The organism is Streptomyces sp. NPDC021019, from assembly GCF_044333295.1.
In the GTDB taxonomy this organism is placed as follows: domain Bacteria; phylum Actinomycetota; class Actinomycetes; order Streptomycetales; family Streptomycetaceae; genus Streptomyces.
In genome coordinates, this window is the sequence record NZ_JBIRQR010000001.1 from 912,681 (window position 1) to 929,632 (window position 16,952).

General features: G+C 72.5%; 13 protein-coding genes. 8 read left to right on the forward strand and 5 right to left on the reverse strand.

Annotated features, from left to right (window positions below; translation table 11 throughout):
* Positions 1 to 11: 11 nt before the first annotated feature.
* Genes ACH4RG_RS04270 through ACH4RG_RS04280 form a run of 3 tightly spaced genes read left to right on the forward strand, consistent with a single transcriptional unit; the run spans position 12 to position 2,919 of the window.
* Positions 12 to 1,595, forward strand: a complete 1,584-nt coding sequence (locus ACH4RG_RS04270; protein WP_397919492.1) for an AMP-binding protein — start codon at positions 12 to 14, stop codon at positions 1,593 to 1,595.
* Positions 1,592 to 2,326 (forward strand): enoyl-CoA hydratase family protein, encoded by a 735-nt coding sequence (locus ACH4RG_RS04275; protein WP_398539090.1) that lies wholly within the window; start codon positions 1,592 to 1,594, stop codon positions 2,324 to 2,326. The genes ACH4RG_RS04270 and ACH4RG_RS04275 overlap by 4 nt, the downstream gene beginning before the upstream one ends.
* Positions 2,314 to 2,919 carry a TetR/AcrR family transcriptional regulator gene (locus ACH4RG_RS04280; protein WP_397919496.1) on the forward strand — a complete coding sequence of 202 codons (606 nt, stop codon included), beginning with the start codon at positions 2,314 to 2,316 and terminating at the stop codon, positions 2,917 to 2,919. The genes ACH4RG_RS04275 and ACH4RG_RS04280 overlap by 13 nt, the downstream gene beginning before the upstream one ends.
* Before the next feature lie 49 nt (positions 2,920 to 2,968).
* Here ACH4RG_RS04280 and ACH4RG_RS04285 read toward each other — a convergent pair whose 3' ends face one another.
* The 4 genes from ACH4RG_RS04285 to ACH4RG_RS04300 all read right to left on the reverse strand — a co-directional run bounded on the left by ACH4RG_RS04285 (position 2,969) and on the right by ACH4RG_RS04300 (position 5,936).
* Entirely contained in the window at positions 2,969 to 4,234 is a 1,266-nt protein-coding gene (locus tag ACH4RG_RS04285) for a serine hydrolase domain-containing protein (protein WP_397927621.1), read from the reverse strand.
* Between the two features lie 199 nt (positions 4,235 to 4,433).
* A complete protein-coding gene (locus ACH4RG_RS04290; RefSeq protein ID WP_398161732.1) occupies positions 4,434 to 4,781 on the reverse strand; it encodes a DUF4440 domain-containing protein in 348 nt (115 codons plus the stop codon).
* Between the two features lie 25 nt (positions 4,782 to 4,806).
* A complete protein-coding gene (locus tag ACH4RG_RS04295) occupies positions 4,807 to 5,397 on the reverse strand; it encodes a dihydrofolate reductase family protein (protein ID WP_398539091.1) in 591 nt (196 codons plus the stop codon).
* Between the two features lie 119 nt (positions 5,398 to 5,516).
* Positions 5,517 to 5,936 (reverse strand): GNAT family N-acetyltransferase, encoded by a 420-nt coding sequence (locus ACH4RG_RS04300; protein WP_397919502.1) that lies wholly within the window; start codon positions 5,934 to 5,936, stop codon positions 5,517 to 5,519.
* A gap of 205 nt (positions 5,937 to 6,141) precedes the next feature.
* On the opposite strand from ACH4RG_RS04300, the gene ACH4RG_RS04305 reads away from it, so the two are divergent.
* The 3 genes from ACH4RG_RS04305 (at position 6,142) to ACH4RG_RS04315 (ending at position 7,768) form a co-directional block, all read left to right on the forward strand.
* The gene (locus ACH4RG_RS04305) at positions 6,142 to 6,357 is read left to right on the forward strand and encodes a DUF6243 family protein (protein ID WP_397919504.1); all 216 of its coding nucleotides are present in this window, start codon (positions 6,142 to 6,144) and stop codon (positions 6,355 to 6,357) included.
* Between the two features lie 227 nt (positions 6,358 to 6,584).
* Entirely contained in the window at positions 6,585 to 7,100 is a 516-nt protein-coding gene (locus tag ACH4RG_RS04310) for a MarR family winged helix-turn-helix transcriptional regulator (protein WP_397919506.1), read from the forward strand.
* A 242-nt stretch (positions 7,101 to 7,342) separates the two neighbouring features.
* The gene (locus ACH4RG_RS04315) at positions 7,343 to 7,768 is read left to right on the forward strand and encodes a hypothetical protein (protein WP_397919508.1); all 426 of its coding nucleotides are present in this window, start codon (positions 7,343 to 7,345) and stop codon (positions 7,766 to 7,768) included.
* A 94-nt stretch (positions 7,769 to 7,862) separates the two neighbouring features.
* On the opposite strand, the gene ACH4RG_RS04320 is transcribed toward ACH4RG_RS04315, so the two are convergent.
* Positions 7,863 to 8,024 (reverse strand): hypothetical protein, encoded by a 162-nt coding sequence (locus tag ACH4RG_RS04320; RefSeq protein ID WP_397919510.1) that lies wholly within the window; start codon positions 8,022 to 8,024, stop codon positions 7,863 to 7,865.
* Here ACH4RG_RS04320 and ACH4RG_RS04325 point away from each other — a divergent pair.
* Together ACH4RG_RS04325 and ACH4RG_RS04330 are read left to right on the forward strand one after the other, a co-directional pair.
* Positions 8,017 to 8,271 carry a DUF6332 family protein gene (locus ACH4RG_RS04325; RefSeq protein WP_397919512.1) on the forward strand — a complete coding sequence of 85 codons (255 nt, stop codon included), beginning with the start codon at positions 8,017 to 8,019 and terminating at the stop codon, positions 8,269 to 8,271. The two genes, ACH4RG_RS04320 and ACH4RG_RS04325, sit on opposite strands and share 8 nt — an antisense overlap.
* 227 nt (positions 8,272 to 8,498) lie before the next feature.
* The gene (locus ACH4RG_RS04330) at positions 8,499 to 16,868 is read left to right on the forward strand and encodes a type I polyketide synthase (RefSeq protein WP_398539092.1); all 8,370 of its coding nucleotides are present in this window, start codon (positions 8,499 to 8,501) and stop codon (positions 16,866 to 16,868) included.
* The last annotated feature ends 84 nt before the right edge of the window (positions 16,869 to 16,952 follow it).

The window sequence follows — 16,952 nt, forward strand, 5'->3', positions numbered from 1 at the left end:
AGGGGACCGCCATGGTGTTCCGCAGCGAGTACGCAGACGTACCGGCCCTCGACACGCCCATCCACGACGCGGTCCTCGGCGGGGCCGCCGGGTTCGGTGACACCGTCGCCCTGATCGACGGGACGAACGGCACCACCCTCACGTACGCCCAGCTCGACGGCTTCCACCGGCGCATCGCCGCCGCGCTCGCCGAGGCCGGTCTCCTGGTGGGCGACGTCCTCGCCCTCCACAGCCCGAACACCATCGCCTACCCGGCGGTCTTCTACGGGGCCACCCGCGCCGGGGCCTCCGTCACCACCGTCCACCCACTGGCCACACCCGAGGAGTTCGCCAAACAGCTCGCCGACAGCGGGGCGAAGTGGATCGTCACCGTCTCCCCGCTCCTGGCGACAGCCCGCCGGGCGGCCGAACTGACCGGCGGCATACGGCAGATCTACGTCTGCGACCGGGCGGAGGGCCACACCTCCATCCTGGACATGCTCTCCTCCACCGCCCCCGAGCCTACGATCGCCATCGACCCCGGCGAGGACGTCGCGGCGCTCCCGTACAGCTCCGGCACGACGGGCACGCCCAAGGGCGTGATGCTCACGCACCGCTCGATCGCGACCAACCTGGAGCAGCTGAGACCGTTCATCCCGATGGGCGAGGGCGACCGCATCCTGGCGGTGCTGCCCTTCTTCCACATCTACGGTCTGACGGCGCTCATGAACGCCCCGCTCCGCTGCGGGGCGACGGTGGTCGTCCTGCCCCGCTTCGACCTGGCGCAGTTCCTGGAGGCCGTCCAGACGCACCGGATCACCGGCCTGTACGTGGCCCCGCCGATCGTGCTGGCGCTGGCGAAGCACCCGCTGGTGGGGGAGTACGACCTCTCCTCGCTCCAGTACGTCGTCAGCGCCGCCGCCCCGCTCGACGCCGGCCTGGCCGCCGCCTGTTCGGCCCGCCTGGGGGTGCCGCCGGTGCGGCAGGCGTACGGGATGACGGAGCTGTCGCCGGGGACGCACGTGGTGCCGCTCTCCGCCGAGCGGCCGCCGCCGGGCACCGTCGGCAAGCTGCTGCCGGGCACCGAGATGCGGATCGTGTCGCTGGCGGATCCGGCGCGGGACGCGGAGGAGGGGGCGGACGGCGAGATCCTCATCCGCGGCCCCCAGGTGATGAAGGGCTACCTGGGCCGCCCCGACGCCACCGCCGACATGATCGACGCGGACGGCTGGGTGCACACCGGCGACGTCGGGCGGGTCGACGCGGACGGCTGGCTGTTCGTCGTCGACCGGGTCAAGGAGCTGATCAAGTACAAGGGCTACCAGGTGGCCCCCGCCGAGCTGGAGGCCCTGCTCCTCACGCACGAGCACGTCGCGGACGCGGCGGTGATCGGGGTGTACGACGCGGACGGCAACGAGGTCCCGAAGGCGTTCCTGGTCCGCGGCCCGGCGGCGGACGGCCTGACGGTGGAGGACGTCCTGGCGTACGTCGCCGCACGCGTCTCCCCGTACAAGAAGGTGCGGCAGGCCGAGTTCGTCGAGGCGGTGCCCCGGGCGGCGTCCGGCAAGATCCTCCGGCGCGAGCTGCGCGACCGGGAGAGGACGGAGGAGAAGTGACCCCGATCGGACGGACGGCGGACCGGGGAGTGACGACGCTGACGCTGGACTCCCCGGCGAACCGCAACGCGCTCTCCGCCGCCCTGGTGCGCGAACTTCGCGCGGCACTGGCGGCGTGTGCGGCGGACGACGCCGTACGGGCGGTGCTGCTCACCCACACCGGTACGACGTTCTGCGCCGGGGCTGACCTCAGGGAGCCGCCGGCCCCGGAGGCGTTCGTCGGCCTGATGCGGGAGCTCGTGGCGCTGCCCAAACCGGTCGTGGCCCGGGTGACGGGCCATGTCCGGGCGGGCGGCCTGGGCCTGCTGGCGGCGTGCGACATCGCGGTGGCGGGCCCGGCCTCGACCTTCGCCCTCACGGAGTCCCGCCTCGGCCTGGCCCCGGCGGTCATCTCCCTCACCCTGCTGCCGCGCCTGGACCGCACGGCGGCGAACCGCTACTACCTCACCGGTGAGCGCTTCGACGCGGCGGAGGCGGCCAGGATCTCGCTGGTCACGGTGGCGGCCGAGGACGCCGACCGGGCACTCGTCCCCGTCCTCGACGGCCTGCGCCGGGCGTCGCCGCAGGGGCTGGCCGCATCGAAGGAGCTGGTCACGGCTACCGTGCTGAGGAGCTTCGACCAGTACGCCGAAGACCTCGTCGCCCGATCCGCCGCGTTGTTCGCCTCCGACGAGGCGAGGGAGGGGATGACGGCCTTCCTCGAACGACGGGACCCGGCATGGGTACGGTGACCTCCTCTTCCACGTCCAAGGCCGCTCACGCGCCGAAGCAGGACCGCAGCCGGGCGACGCGGCAGCGACTCCTGGAGGCGGCGGTGGCCTGCCTGGCCGAACACGGCTGGGCGGGCTCCACCGTCTCCGTCGTCGCCGAGCGGGCCGGCGTATCGCGCGGTGCGGCCCAGCACCACTTCCCGACCCGGGAGGACCTGTTCACGGGGGCGGTGGAGTACGTCGCCGAGGAACGCTCCGCCGCCCTGCGCACGCTCCCCGTCCAGGGCCGCGCCGAGGTGGTCGCGGCCCTGGTCGACCTCTACACCGGCCCCCTGTTCCGGGCCGCGCTCCAGCTCTGGGTCGCCGCCTCCAACGAGGCCCAGCTCCGGCCGCGCGTGACGGAACTGGAGGCGCGGGTGGGCCGGGAGACGCACCGGATCGCCGTCGAGCTCCTGGGCGCCGACGAATCCCGCCCCGGGGCCCGCGAGACGGTTCAGGGCCTCCTGGACATGGCCCGCGGCCTCGGCCTCGCCAACCTCCTCACCGACGACGCCGCCCGGCGGGCGCGGGTGGTGGCGCAGTGGGCGGTCCTGGTGGAGGAGGAGCTGGGCTGAGAGCCCGGACGGGGCTCCGGTGCGGCCTCAGGGCGCGGCCGGGGCGGCCTCAGGAAGTGGCCGGAGTGGCCGGCTCCTGGGAGGCGCTGCCGTCGTAGACGTGGTCCGGGGTGGCGATCCGCGTGACCGCCCGGGCGAGCAGGGTGGACGGCTCCTGACCATCGCTGAGGGAGTCCGTGTTGATCATGATGACCATGGTGGCCTTCCGCGCGGGCAGATAGACGGTCACGGTCTCGTACCCCGGCAGGGACCCGTTGTGCCCGATCCACCCGCCGGTCTCGAAGATGCCCAGACCGTAGCTGAGACCCGGGAAGCCGGTCGGCTGCGTCCTGAGCCGCTGCGCCTGGGTCGCGGGGCTCAGCAGCTCCCCGGTGGCGACTACCTTGGCCCAGCGGCGCAGGTCGTGCAGATCGGAGATCATCGCGCCCGCCGCCCACGCCCACGAGGGGTTCCAGTCCGTGGCATCCTCGGTCCGGCCGCTCAGCGTCTGGTCGGTGTAGCCGCGGGCGTGCGGCTCGGGGAACTCGGCCCCGGCCGGGAAGAGCGTGTCGTGCAGGTGGGCGGGGCGGAGCACCCGCTCGTGGATGACCTGGCGGAGCTTCTGGCCGGTGACCTTCTCGATCACCAGGCCGAGCAGGACGAGGTTGGAGTTGGAGTACTGGAACTCCGCACCCGGCTCGAAGGTGTTCTTGTGCCTCATGCCGTACGCGAGCACGCCCCGCGGGGTGAACGAGCGGTACGGATCGCTCAGCAGGTCGTGCACGAAGTCCGCGTCGGCCGTGTACGGGAACAGGCCGCTGCGCATCCCGGCGAGCCGGCGCAGCGTGATCCGGTCGCCGTCGCGCACGCCGGGGACGTAACGCGAGATCGGGTCGTCCAGCGTGACGAGCTTGTCGTCGACGAGTTGGAGCAGCGCGGTGACCGTGAACGTCTTGGTCTCACTGCCGATCCGGATCCGGGTGTCGGCCGACATCGGCTCACCCGTGACCGTGTCGGCGACGCCGTCGGCGTGGACGTAGCTTCCCTTCCCCGGCATCCACAGCCCGACGACGGCGCCGGGAATACCGGCCTGCTCGCGGACGTCCGCGATGGCCTTGTCCAGCTTGGCGGTCAGCTCGGGGCCGAGACCGCCGGGCGGACAGTCGTCCCGGCCGTGCCGGTCGTGTCCGCCGAGTCGGCCGCTCCCGGTGTGCTGATCGTGCCGGTCGAGGCCCGCGGCGTGGACCGCCGGGGCGGGAGTCACGGCCGTCGGGGCCAGTACGGACGCCGCGAGCAGCATCGCGGCGTACAGGCGTCGGGTGGGGGAGCGTCGCACAGGGGCCTCTTCCGGACCGGGAGGGGGAGGGGGAGCGGAGCGACGGCAACGACACCACCCGGCCCCCGGACTCCGGACGGCATCCCGGCCGCGCCCTGCGAAGTCCACTCGTTCGGAGCCGCGCGGTACGGGACCGGGGTCGCGCGGTACGGGGTCGGCGGGCCCGTCGGGACCGGCCTCGGGGTGGTGTCGGGCGGTATCAGTCGGAGTCGGCCGGAACGGGCGTCGCCTGGTGGTAGTACATCCGCCACGGCGTCTCCCCGGCCCGCCTGCGCCACAGCGAACTCCGGCGGGCCCGGTCGCCGCCGAGGACGGTCTCGTACGTGAGGTGCACCAGCCCGGGCCCCAGCACCACTGCGGTCATACCGGAAGGCTCGTAGCGCGGGCTGTCCGCTCCCCCGCCGCCGGCCAGGTCGGGGAGCGCGACGAGCATCTCCTCGTACGTCCACCGCCTTCCGGAAGCCCCGACCTCGACGAACTCCGGGTCGAGCAGCTCTTCCTGCCGAACGCCACAGAGTCGCGCCTGTTCCTCGTGCGCGAGCGGCAGCGCGTTCGCTGCCGCCGATGAGGCCTTACCTCTCGGCGGCGCGGCGGTAGGTGTTGATCAGGACGCCGGACGGTGTCGGCTCCGTCGCGGTGAGCTTAAGGTGACGAGGGCTCCTGCCGTTCCCGAAGAGCCGCTTCCCACCGCCCAGGAGGAGAGGGAAGACGAGCAGCCGGTACTCGTCGACGAGGTCGTGCTCGATCAGGGTCGCGAGCAGCTCTCCGCTGCCCAGCACCACCGTCTCGCTCCCCGACGCGGCCGTGATCCGGCCGATCTCCGCCACCGGATCGGCCCCGAGGAGGACGGAGTTCGCCCAGCCCAGCTCCGTCAGCGTGCGGGACGCGACGTACTTGTGCATCGCGTTCATCGCGGCCACAGCGGGGTCGTTCAGGTCGGCGTACGGCCAGGTGGCGGCGAAGATCTCGTAGGTCCTGCGCCCCAGGAGCAGAGCGCCGGCACCGGCCGTGGCCTCGCTCATGAACCGCTCGACCACCTCGTCGACGTACGGCAGCACCCAGCCGCCCTGATCGAACCCGCCGTCCGGGTCCTCGTCGGCCGAGAGGACCGACTGCATGACGCCGTCCAAGGAGACGAAGTTGACCACGACCAGCTGACCCATGTGCTGTTCCTGTCCGTGCGCTTGACTTGTGCGGATGCCTTCCGCGGTTGCTTTCATCGGTGTCGGCCGCGCGAGGGGGCGGGACTCATCGGTCACGGCGGCACGGTTCACGGCCTTCTTCACACCGTACGGTGCATGCCCACCGAGGCCGGTGCGGTCTCGCGGAAGCCGAACTTCCTGTAGAGGTGGCGGGCGTCGCCGTCGGCGATGAGGGAGACATAGGAGCCGGCCGGGGCCCGGCGCTCCAGTTCGCCGATCAGCTCGGCCATGATGCGCTTCCCGAGGCCGCGTCCCTGGTGTTCGGGTAGGACGCAGATGTCGACGACCTGGAAGAAGCAACCGCCGTCGCCGATCACCCGCCCCATACCGACCGGCTCACCGCCGTGGCGGACCTGAACCGCATGCCAGGTGTTCGGCAGGCCCAGCGTCGCGGCCTCGGGGGGCATCGCGCTCAGCCCCGCCGCAGGTCTCAGCCGCAGGTAGGTCTCGACGGTAGGCAGATCGACGGACAGCTCGTAAGGGTCATAGTTCATCTGCATGCATTACATAATAGGAGCGTCCGTCAACCGCCACCCGAAACGGGTGGTGTGCGGGAGGCGCCGGAACCGGGTAACGTCTTCGTCATTCCACACGCCGATTTACGAGTGAGCGCGTGATGGGCCGCCGCTGACGTCCTGCCGACGTCGCCGCCCGTCCCCCACCGGTGAATCCGTAGATCACTTCACATCCTTACCGGGAGAGCCCGTGACCGTGAGCAAGAACATCAACAACCCCGTGGGCCAGGGCGGCGGCCAGCGCAAGAAGCTGTCCCGCGCCGAACGGCAGAACAACGGCCCGCACCGCAACCTCGACCGCCGGAGCGCCGCCGACCAGAAGGCGGAGCTGGTGCGCAAGATGCGCGAGAAGACCGGCACGGCCGGAGGCGCCGGGCAGCCGGGCGACGACGCCGCACAGAGCTGACGCACCGCCGCAGGTCGGCGGCGCGTCACGAGGCAGTGCCTCCGTACTCCCCGGCCACCGCGTGATCGTCTGTCTTCGCAGACCGATGATCAGCGGTGGCCGCGCCTGTACGCGCGCCAGTGACCGCACCGGTATGCGCGCCTGTGACCGCCCCGGCTCTCATGGCGTTCGAAATGAACACCGCATTCCGTTTGTTCGGCGCCCGGGGAAAACGTAGCGTCGCGATCATGGGATCAACGACCGGAAACACCACCGACCAGGCGCCGGCGAACCCGGCCGCCACCGACGACATGCTGGCCACTCAGCCGGTCGGCTACTGGAGCGGCCTGGCTCACGCGGCCGTCACGCGGTATCTGCGGGACGCGATGGCCAGGATCGACGTCACGCAGCCGCAGTACTGGGTACTCAACAGCGTGAACGGCGGCGGCCCCGAGGGGCCGAGCCGCGAGGAGGTCGTCGACCGGCTGACGCACCTCGCCGACGGGCCGCACGAGATCGCCAGAGTCGTGGACCAACTGCTGCACCGGGAGTGGCTCAGGACCGATGGCGGCCAGCGGCTGCACCTGACGGATGCCGGGGAGGCCGCCCGAGTGCGGCTGCGCGAGCTGGCGACCGAGGTACGCGCCGAAGTGCACCAAGGCGTCAGCGACGAGGAGTACGTGGCCGCGCTCAAGGTGCTGCGCAGGATGGTCGCCAATATCGAGGACGTCGGGAACCCGGGGGCGACGCCTCGAACTTCATGACACTCGGGCTCGCCGGCACAGGGGGCGCCGGCCCGGCGGGGCCCCCGGGGCGGCGCGGGACGGGAATCCCCGACCGTGAGCGCGCGCCGCTGGGTGCGAGGGGTGATGACCTCGGAGGTAATTGAGGCCCTCCGTGGGGCCGCCTACCTTCGGCATTGTTCGGAGGCCGACATTGTTCGGAGGCCCCACGGAGGGGCCGCTTCCATCCGGGCGACTCCCTGGCGCACGAGAGGAAGACGACCATGACTTCGACGCGGTACGACGGGGTTACCTCCTACGCGAGGGCGACGGGATCCGACGGGTTCGCGAGGCTGGCGCTCAAGCTGGACGCGGTGGTCACCGGCCTCAACGGCGTCGCGTACCTGGCACTCGCCACGGTTCTCGACTCCTTCTTCGGCGTCACGACCGCAGTCCAGTACCCGGTCGGGGTCTTCCTGCTCCTCTACGCGCTGGGAGTGCTCGCCGTCGGGACGCGGAAGGAGATCAACCGCACGGGACTGACGGCGGTCATCGTGGCGAACCTGCTGTGGGTCGTGCTCAGTCTGGTGACAGCGGTCTCCGGCGTACTGTCCCCGACCGGCGTCGGCACGGTCTGGATCGTGCTCCAGAGCCTGACCGTCGGCGGCTTCGCGGCCCTCCAGTACGTGGGGCTCAAGCGGCTGGTGTGAGCCCGTCCGGACCAGGACCGGGGAGGCCCGGGGTCGGCTCCGGGGCCCCGGGGCATGCGCCGGACCTCGGCGTCGGGAGCACCCGCCGAGCACGTCAGCGTCCCGTCATCGAGGCGGTCGGGTACGGATACCAGGTGAGCATCCAGCCGGCGGTGAGCGCCACCGCGCCGAAGGGGCTACCCCGGCCGGTGGGGCCGGACGCCGTCTGGATCGGGCGCCGGGCTTGACCGAACTGCGAGACTTCCGGCATGGACATGGGGCGCGAGTCGCGGTGGGAGAAGGACGCGATGACGGTGGAGATCGCCTTTGCCCTGGTGACCGCTGCTGTCCTCGCCGCCGTGGTCTTCGTCGTCGCGCTGATCCTCACTCTCGTCCTTGACCTCTCCGCTGCGGCGTCCGAAGGCGTACGGACGGGGGGAGCCGTGGCCGGAGGGGCGGCCGGGGTGTGGCGTCTGGTACGGGTCCTGTGTCGCTTCGACGTGGAGCGCCGTAAAGGCCACTGACGGCACGGCCGTCCGTGTGGCGAATCCGGATCGGGCCCTGCCCTCGCTGCGCTGTCAGCCCCGACGCGCACTCCAACCGACGCGGATGTCGCAGCGAGTTGATGTGCCTGCCCCGCCAACCCGACGCTTGGTCCGACCCGTTGCGGGTTCGCCGGGCAGCGTCCCCGGCGGACCGGTCCTCTATCGTGATCATCGACAGCTCCCGTCCAAAGGAAGTGTTCGTCCTTGTGACAGCGCACCCGGCCCCTCTCCGTCCTCTGCCGGATCTGCTCCGGGAGAACGCCCGGCTTCTCGGGACCAAGACCGCCTTCCAGGACGGCCGTTCCCGTGTCACCTACGAACAGCTGGAACAGCGAACAGGCAGACTGGCGGGGCATCTCGTCAACCTCGGTCTGCGGCACGGGGAGCGCGCGGCGATCCTCCTGGGCAGTCGCGTGGAGGCCGTCGAGAGCGTCCTCGCCGTCCTCAGGGCGGGCGCGGTCGGTGCGCCGATGGACTCGCGGAGCACCACCGCCGAGTTGGCGCACCTGCTGGACGACAGCGGGGCCCGGGTCGTCTTCACCGACCGCTCCTCCCTGAGCCGGTTGCTGCCGTTGCTCCCGGAGCGTCCCCGGCTGAGCGTGGTGCTCGTCGAGGACGAGGACCGGAATGCCGGGACGCGAGGCGCATGCCCGGCGGCCAGGGCGAGCGACGACCGGGCCGACGAAGCGGGCATGTTCCGTTACGCGACCCTGGCCGTCACCGAGCCGCCCGCGCCGGCTCCTGACGATCTCGGGCTCGACGAGGTGGCCTGGCTCTTCTACACCTCCGGGTCGACCGGTCTGCCCAAGGGGGTGCTGTCGACTCAGCGCAACCGGCTGTCGTCGGTGGCGGCCGGTTTCGTCACCGTCCTCGGCCTGTCGGCGGATGACCGCCTGCTCTGGCCCCTCCCACTGCACCACGCCATGGGGCAGCTCCTGTGCGTTCTCGGGGTGACCGTGACCGGAGCGTCCGCCCTGCTCCTGCCGCGATTCGCCGTGGCGGATGTGCTGGGTGAACTACGCCGGACCGACGACCCTTTCACGCTCCTGGCCGGGGTACCGGCGACGTACGGCAAGCTCCTCGACGCCGTGGGCACCCACGGGCTGGAGGCGCCCGCGCTGCGTGGCTGCGTCAGCGGAGGCGCGGCCGCGCCTCCCGCCTTCCAGCGGGCGTTCGAGGAAGTCTGCCGGGTTCCGTTCCTCGATCACTACGGAAGCACCGAGGCAGGGCCCGTCACCATGACGGCACCGGGCACCGCCCGGGAAACCGGCTCCTGCGGCCGTGTGCTGCCCGGCATGCGGGCGCGTATCGGCGACGGCAGCAACGCCGAGGTCCCGGGCGAGGGCGAGTTGTGGGTCTCCGGACCCGGTGTCATGGCCGGTTACCACCAGCGTCCCGACGACACCGCCGAGGTCCTGCGCGACGGGTGGTACCGAACCGGCGATCTGGCCCGAATCGGCCCCGGCGGTGAACTCACCCTCACGGGCCGGGTCAGCGAACTGATCATCCGGGCCGGGGAGAACGTCCATCCCTCCGAGGTGGAGGCGGTGCTGCTGGCGCTGCCGGGAATCAGGGACGCCGCCGTGGCGGGCGTCCCGGACGACGTACTCGGTGAGGTCCCGGCCGCTTACCTGGTTCCGGCGAAGGCCGGTGTCCTCGACAGGAGGGAGATCCTCGCCGGCTGTCGGAAACACCTCTCACCGTTCAAGGTGCCCGTGATCCTCCACGAGGTGGACGCGATCCCGCGTACCGCCTCGGGCAAGGTCAGGCGGTACGAGCTCGCCGGCCTGCCCGCGCGCCCTCTGCCGGCCGGGGGCCTCTCGCTGACGGAGGCAGGGCAGGTGGACCTGACGGCTCTGGTGCGGTCCGAGGTCGCCGCCGTGCTCGGCTGCGCCGTGGACGAGGTGGAACAGGGCACCGCGTTCCGTGACCTCGGGCTGGACTCGTTGACGTCGACGGTGCTGTGCAACCGTCTGTCGGCGGCGACCGGTCTCCCGCTGTCCGAGGCCGCGCCCTTCGACTTCCCCACCACGGACGAGCTCGCCGCACATCTTCGGGAGCGGCTCACCGGCCGGACGACGACCGCCACGCCCAGCCGTCCGGAGGGCACCGGTACGGACGAGGACCCCGTGGTCATCGTGGGAATGGCGTGCCGCTTCCCCGGCGGCGTGGAGAGCCCCGAGGACCTGTGGCGGCTGGTCGAGGACGGTGTCGACGCCATCACCCCCTTCCCCACCGACCGGGGGTGGGACGTGGACGGGCTCTACGACCCGGACCCCGGACGGGCCGGCCGTACCTACGTACGCGACGGTGGCTTCCTCTCCGGTGTCGACCGCTTCGACCCGGCCTTCTTCGGGATCTCGCCCCGCGAGGCCCTGGCCATGGATCCGCAGCACCGGTTGCTGCTCGAAGTCGCCTGGGAGGCTTTCGAACACGCGGGGATCGATCCCGGTACGGTGCGCTCCACGCCCACCGGCGTGTACGCCGGACTCATGTACAGCGACTACGCCGGCCGTATCGCCCGCACACCGGAACGGGTGGAGGGCTACCTGGGCATCGGCAACGCGGGCAGCGTCGCCTCCGGCCGTATCGCCTACACCCTGGGCCTGGAAGGCCCGGCGGTCACGGTGGACACGGCGTGCTCGTCGTCGCTGGTCGCCCTGCACCTGGCGGCGCAGGCCCTGCGCGGGGGCGAGTGCTCACTGGCGCTGGCCGGCGGCGTCACGGTGATGTCGGCACCTCGCTCCTTCGTCGAGTTCAGCAGGCAACGCGCACTGGCCCCCGACGGCCGCTGCAAGGCGTTCGGGGCGGCGGCGGACGGCACCGGGTGGGCCGAGGGCGCGGGGATGCTGCTGCTGACACGGCTGTCGGAGGCCCGGCGGGCGGGATACCCGGTCCTGGCCGTGGTGCGCGGTTCCGCGGTGAACCAGGACGGTGCGAGCAACGGCCTCACCGCCCCGCACGGACCGGCGCAGCAACGGGTGATCCGCCGGGCGCTGGCCGACGCGCGGCTGGAACCCGCGGAGATCGACGCGGTGGAGGCACACGGCACGGGCACCCGACTCGGTGACGTCATCGAGGCTGAGGCGTTCCTGGAGGCATACGGGCAGGCCGGTGCACGGGAACACCCCCTGTGGCTGGGCTCGGTCAAGTCGAACATCGGGCATACGCAGGCGGCGGCGGGCATGGCCGCTGTGATGAAGACGGTCCAGGCGATCGCGCACGGCGTACTGCCGCGTACGCTCCACGCCGAGGAGCCGAACCCCGGCGTGGACTGGTCGTCGGGGGCGGTGTCGTTGTTGTCCCGTTCGGTGCCCTGGCCCCGGACCGGGCGGCCCCGGCGGGCGGGTGTGTCGTCCTTCGGGATCAGCGGAACCAACGCGCATGTGGTGATCGAGCAGGCGCCTGGGGAGGAGCCCGACGACTCGGGCCGCCCGGACAGGCGGTCCCCGGACAGCGGATCCCCGGCCGCCCGGACGGCCGGGGCACCGGTGTCGGCCGTGCCGTTCCCGGTGTCGGCGAAGAGCGCCTCGGGGTTGCGGGCGCAGGCCCGGCGACTCCATGCCCACGTGGGGGAACGCCCCGGAGCGGACCTGCTGGACCTCGGTTTCTCGCTGGCCACGACCCGCGCCCATTTCGAGCACCGCGCGGTGGTGGTGGCCGGGGACCGCGACGAACTGCTCGCCTCGCTCGACGCGGTGGCGGAAGGCCGCTGCCGGCCGGGCCTGAGCACGAGCGGTCCCCGCCCGGCGGGACCGGTGGTCTTCATGTTCACCGGGCAGGGCAGCCAGCGGGCGGGCATGGGCCGGGAGCTGTACGAGACCCATCCCGTCTACGCCCGTTCCTTCGACAAGATCTGCGCACTGCTGGACCCGCTTCTGCCGCGGCCACTGCGGGACGTGGTGTTCGCCACCGAGAACGCCGAGGGCGGCCGGGAGGGCACCGGGGGTGCCGAGGCCTCGCGAGCGGGCGGGCTCCTGCACACGACGCGCTTCGCGCAGCCCGCACTCTTCGCTCTGGAGGTCTCGCTGTTCCGGCTGCTGGAGTCCTGGGGCGTACGCCCCGACATGGTGGCCGGGCACTCGGTCGGCGAGCTGGCGGCGGCGCACGTCGCCGGTGTGATGTCCCTCGCGGACGCCTGCACCCTGGTCGCGGCGCGGGGCCGGCTGATGGACGCGCTGCCCGCCGGCGGCGCGATGGCCTCCGTACAGGCGGACGAGAGCGAGGTCACCGCGTATCTGGCGGGCGGAGGGGACACACCGCGGGAGGTGGACATCGCAGCCGTGAACGGTCGCTCCGTGGTCGTCTCCGGGGACGAGCCCGCGGTGCTGGAGGTCATCGCGCACTGGCGCGAACAGGGACGTGGGGCCACCCTTCTACGGGTGAGCCACGCGTTCCACTCCGCGCACATGGAACCCATGCTCGAAGCCTTCGGCCCGGTCGCGCGGGGGATCGTCTACTCCCCACCGGAACTCCCCCTCGTCACCGCGGTGGCGGACCGGCCCGCGACCGCCGAGGAGATCTGCTCACCCCGGTACTGGGTGGACCATGTTCGCCGGCCGGTCCGTTTCGCCGACACGGTGCGGTACCTGCGGGAGCGGGGGGCCACGCACTTCGTGGAGCTCGGCCCGGACAGTGTGCTCGTGGGCCTGGCACGTGACGCCTTCCCCGGCCCCGGCCCGACGGCCACGGTGACGGCCACCTCGGGCGGCCGTGCGGACAGCTCCACGCCCTTGGCCGTCCCGACGCTTCGTGGCCCGCGTCCCGAGGCCGGGGCGCTGCTCACCACGGTGGCCGCGCTCCACGCGCACGGGGTGCACGTGGACTGGCAGGCGGTCTTCGCCGGGCGTGGCGCACGGCGTGCGGCGCTGCCCACCTACGCGTTCCAGCGTGAGCGGTACTGGCTGGACGCCGACCTTCCGGGGTCCGCGGCGGAGCCGGACGCCGCGTCCCACCCGTTCCTGCGAGCGGTGACGTCGACGGCGGACGACGACGGCCTGCTGCTGAGCGGTCGGCTGTCCCTGCGCGACCAGCCCTGGCTCGCCGACCACACGGTGATGGACACGGTGCTCCTGCCGGCGACGGCCTTCGTCGAGATGGCGATCCGCGCCGGGGTCCGGGTGGGCGCCTCCGTACTGGAGGAACTGACGCTGACCGCGCCGCTTCCGCTCTCCTTGGACGAGGCTGTCGAACTCCAGGTGAAGGTGGCGCGAGCGGACGCGGACGGGCGCCGGGCCGTGGTGTTCCACGCGCGGACGCACGCCCCCGGATACGACGACGGCCCCTGGAACCGCCATGCCTCCGGAGTCCTGGCCCCTGCGGACTCCGGCCTTCCGCGACCGCGGACCTCCGCGGACGCGCCGTCCCCCTGGCCGCCGACGGGCGCTGTCCCGCTGCCGCTCGGCACCGAGGCGGGTATCGGCCTCTACGAGGGACTCGCGCACAGCGGGCTCCGTTACGGACCGGCCTTCCAGGGCCTGCGGGCTGCCTGGCGCCTGGGCGAGGACCTCCTCGCCGAGATCGAACTCCCGCAGGGGGAACACGCAAACGCCGACCTCTTCACCCTGCATCCGGCCCTGCTGGATTCGGCGCTGCACACCTTGACGCTGGACCAGACCGTCCCGGACGGTGAAGACGGCGACACCGGCAGCGGAACCGGGGCACTGCTGTCGCTCCCGTTCGCCTGGAGCGGTGTGCGGCTGTACGCGTCCGGCGCCCGCACCCTGCGGGTGCGGGTGTCCCGGGCGGAGCGGAACAGAGCCCGGCTGGAGCTGGCCGACGGGACCGGAGCCCCCGTCGCCACGGTGGACTCGCTCGCCCTGCGGCCGCTCTCCCGCGAGCAGTTGAGCAGCGTACGCGCGCACAGCGACTGTCTGTTCCTCCTGGACTGGACGCGTCTGCCGGATTCCTCCGTCCCGACGCCGGGGGAGCCGCCTCGGTACGGGCTCCTGGGCGAGCCCGGCCCGCGCCTGGACGACACACTTCTGCGGGCGGGCATCGGTCCGACGGCCTATCCGGATCCGGCCTCGGTGGCCGCAGACGCACCTGCCGTCGTGCTCGCCTGCCCTCCGCTCACCGGGGCCGACCGGACGGACCGCGCGTCGGCCGCCCACCGTACGGCCGGCTGGGCGCTGCGGCTCGTACAGGCCTGGCTCGCCGAGGAACGGCTCGTCGGCTCACGTCTGGTCGTCCTCACTTCGGGCGTGGTCGCCACCGGAGCCGAGCGGGACGGCAGCAGCCGCGACGACGATGCCGCGCTCGTCCACGCACCCGTGTGGGGTCTGCTCCGCTCGGCGCAGACCGAGAACCCGGGCCGCTTCTCGCTGGTCGACGTCGATGACCACCCCGCCTCCGCGGGGGCCCTGGTACGGCTCCTGACGAGCCCCGAACCGCAGACGGCCGTACGCAACGGTGTCGCGTACGTGCCGAGACTGGTCCGCGCGTCCCGAGCGGCAACGGAGACGGCCGATGGGGCGTCGCGTCGGCTGCGCCCGGACGGCACCGTCCTGGTCACCGGGGGATCCGGTTCGCTGGGCAGGGAGTTCGCCCGTCACCTCGTGGTCGCGCACGGGGTGCGTCACCTGCTGCTCGTGGGGCGGCGGGGAGCCGATGCGCCCGGCTCCGCCGAGCTGCGCGCGGAACTCACAGGCCTGGGCGCGGAGGTCACGGTGGCGGCCTGTGACGTCGCCGACCGTACGGCGCTCGCCGAACTGCTCGCGGGCGTGCCGGAGGCGCACCCGTTGACCGGCGTGGTGCACACCGCGGGGGTCCTGGACGACGGTGTGATCCCGGCGCTCACACAGGAGCGGCTGGACCGCGTACTGCGGCCGAAGGCGGACGCGGCCCTGGCCCTGCACGAGCTGACCCGGGGCAGCGACCTGGCGGTGTTCGCCCTGTTCTCCTCGGTGGCCGGGGTGTTCGGCTCCGGCGGCCAGGGCAACTACGCGGCGGCGAACTCGTTCCTGGACGCGCTGGCACGGCACCGCAGGGCGCTCGGGTTGCCCGGCACTTCTCTCGCCTGGGGGCCGTGGCAGCAGAGCGGTGGGATGACGGCCACGCTCCGGGACGCCGACCTGCGCCGGATGGCCCGTTCCGGTTTCGTCCCGCTGCGGACCGAGGAAGGCCTCTCGCTCTTCGACACCGCCGTCGAAGGACGGAACTCCGTCCTGGTGGCAGCTCGTCTCGACCCGGCGGCAACCGGGGCATCCGCAGCACCTGGGGCGCCGCTCTCCCGGGTACCGGGCCGGGGACCCGTACGGAGCGCCTCCGCATCGCTCGCCGGGCCCGGCACCGACGGCGGGGACTCCCTTCGCCGTCGGCTGGCCGCCACGCCTCCGGACGAACGCGGCGCTCTGCTCCTCGCGCAGGTCCGAGCGGAGGCCGCCCTGGCACTCGGCCACGGCTCGGAGGATTTCGCGGTCGAAGCGGACCGCGCGCTGGCGGAACTGGGCCTCGACTCACTGGCCGCGGTCGAGTTGCGCAACCGGCTCGAGGGGCTCACGGGACTCGCCTTGCCGGCCACGCTCCTGTTCGACTACCCGACGCCGCGCGGGGTCGCCGCCCACCTGGCGGAACGCTGGTCCCAGGACGCCCCCGAAGCGTTCGGACCTCTGGCCGCTCCCGGCACCACCGGCCCCGGTGCGGCCGGGACCGCCCCGGGCGGGGGCTCCTCCCGGCGGCAGGACGGTGCCGCGGAAAGGGCCTCGACTCCGAAGGGCGCGGACGCCGACTCCTTGTCCGCGCTCTTCCGCGCGGCGTGCGCCCGTGGCAAGGCGTGGGACGGGATGGTCCTCCTGACGATCGCGTCACGTTTCCGTGAGGTGTTCGAGGGCCCCGAGGCCTTCGGCTCGCCACCTTCGGCCGTCACTCTTGCGGCCGGGGGTTCCGGGCCCCGCCTGATCTGCTTCCCCGCCCTCAGCGCTCTGTCGGGGCCGCACGAGTACGCCCGTTTTGGGGCGGCTCTCCAGGGCCGGCGTCCGGTTTCGGTCCTGCCCAACCCCGGGTTCCTGCCGCAGGAACCGCTGCCGGCCACGCGGGACGCCTTCGTGGCGGTACAGGCCGCCGGCGTGCGCGCGTGTGCGGGCGGCGAGCCGTTCGTCCTGCTGGGGCGCTCGGCCGGCGGATGGGTGGCACACGCGGTCGCCGAGGAGCTGGAGCGCATGGGCCTGGCCCCGTCCGCCGTCGTACTGATCGACACCTACCCGTGCGAGGACAGCGGCCTCGGCGGCGACCGCGGTGACGGGTCCGCGCTCTCGGCGATGACGGCGGGCATGCTGGACAATTCCGCGCAGTTCGCCTCGGCCGAGACCGACCGGCTCACCGCGATGGCCGGCTACCTGGAGCTCTACGCCCGCTGGAAGCCGGCGGAACTGGCGGCTCCCACTCTCTTCGTCCGGGCCGGAGAGCGCCTGCCGGGCATCGAGGCCGCCGAGGCGTGGAGCCTGCCGCACTCCGAGATCACCGTGCCCGGGGACCACTTCACCGTTCTGGAGGATCATTCCAGCACGACCGCCATCGCCGTCCACACCTGGCTCTCCGAACACCTCACAGGGGTGGACACGACCGGAGGCCACTGAAGAACGGCCTCCCACCCGTACCGTGTCGGCGTCATCGGTGAAGGGCTGAGGGACACGGAGAACGCGTGCGGCGACAACCGCTCA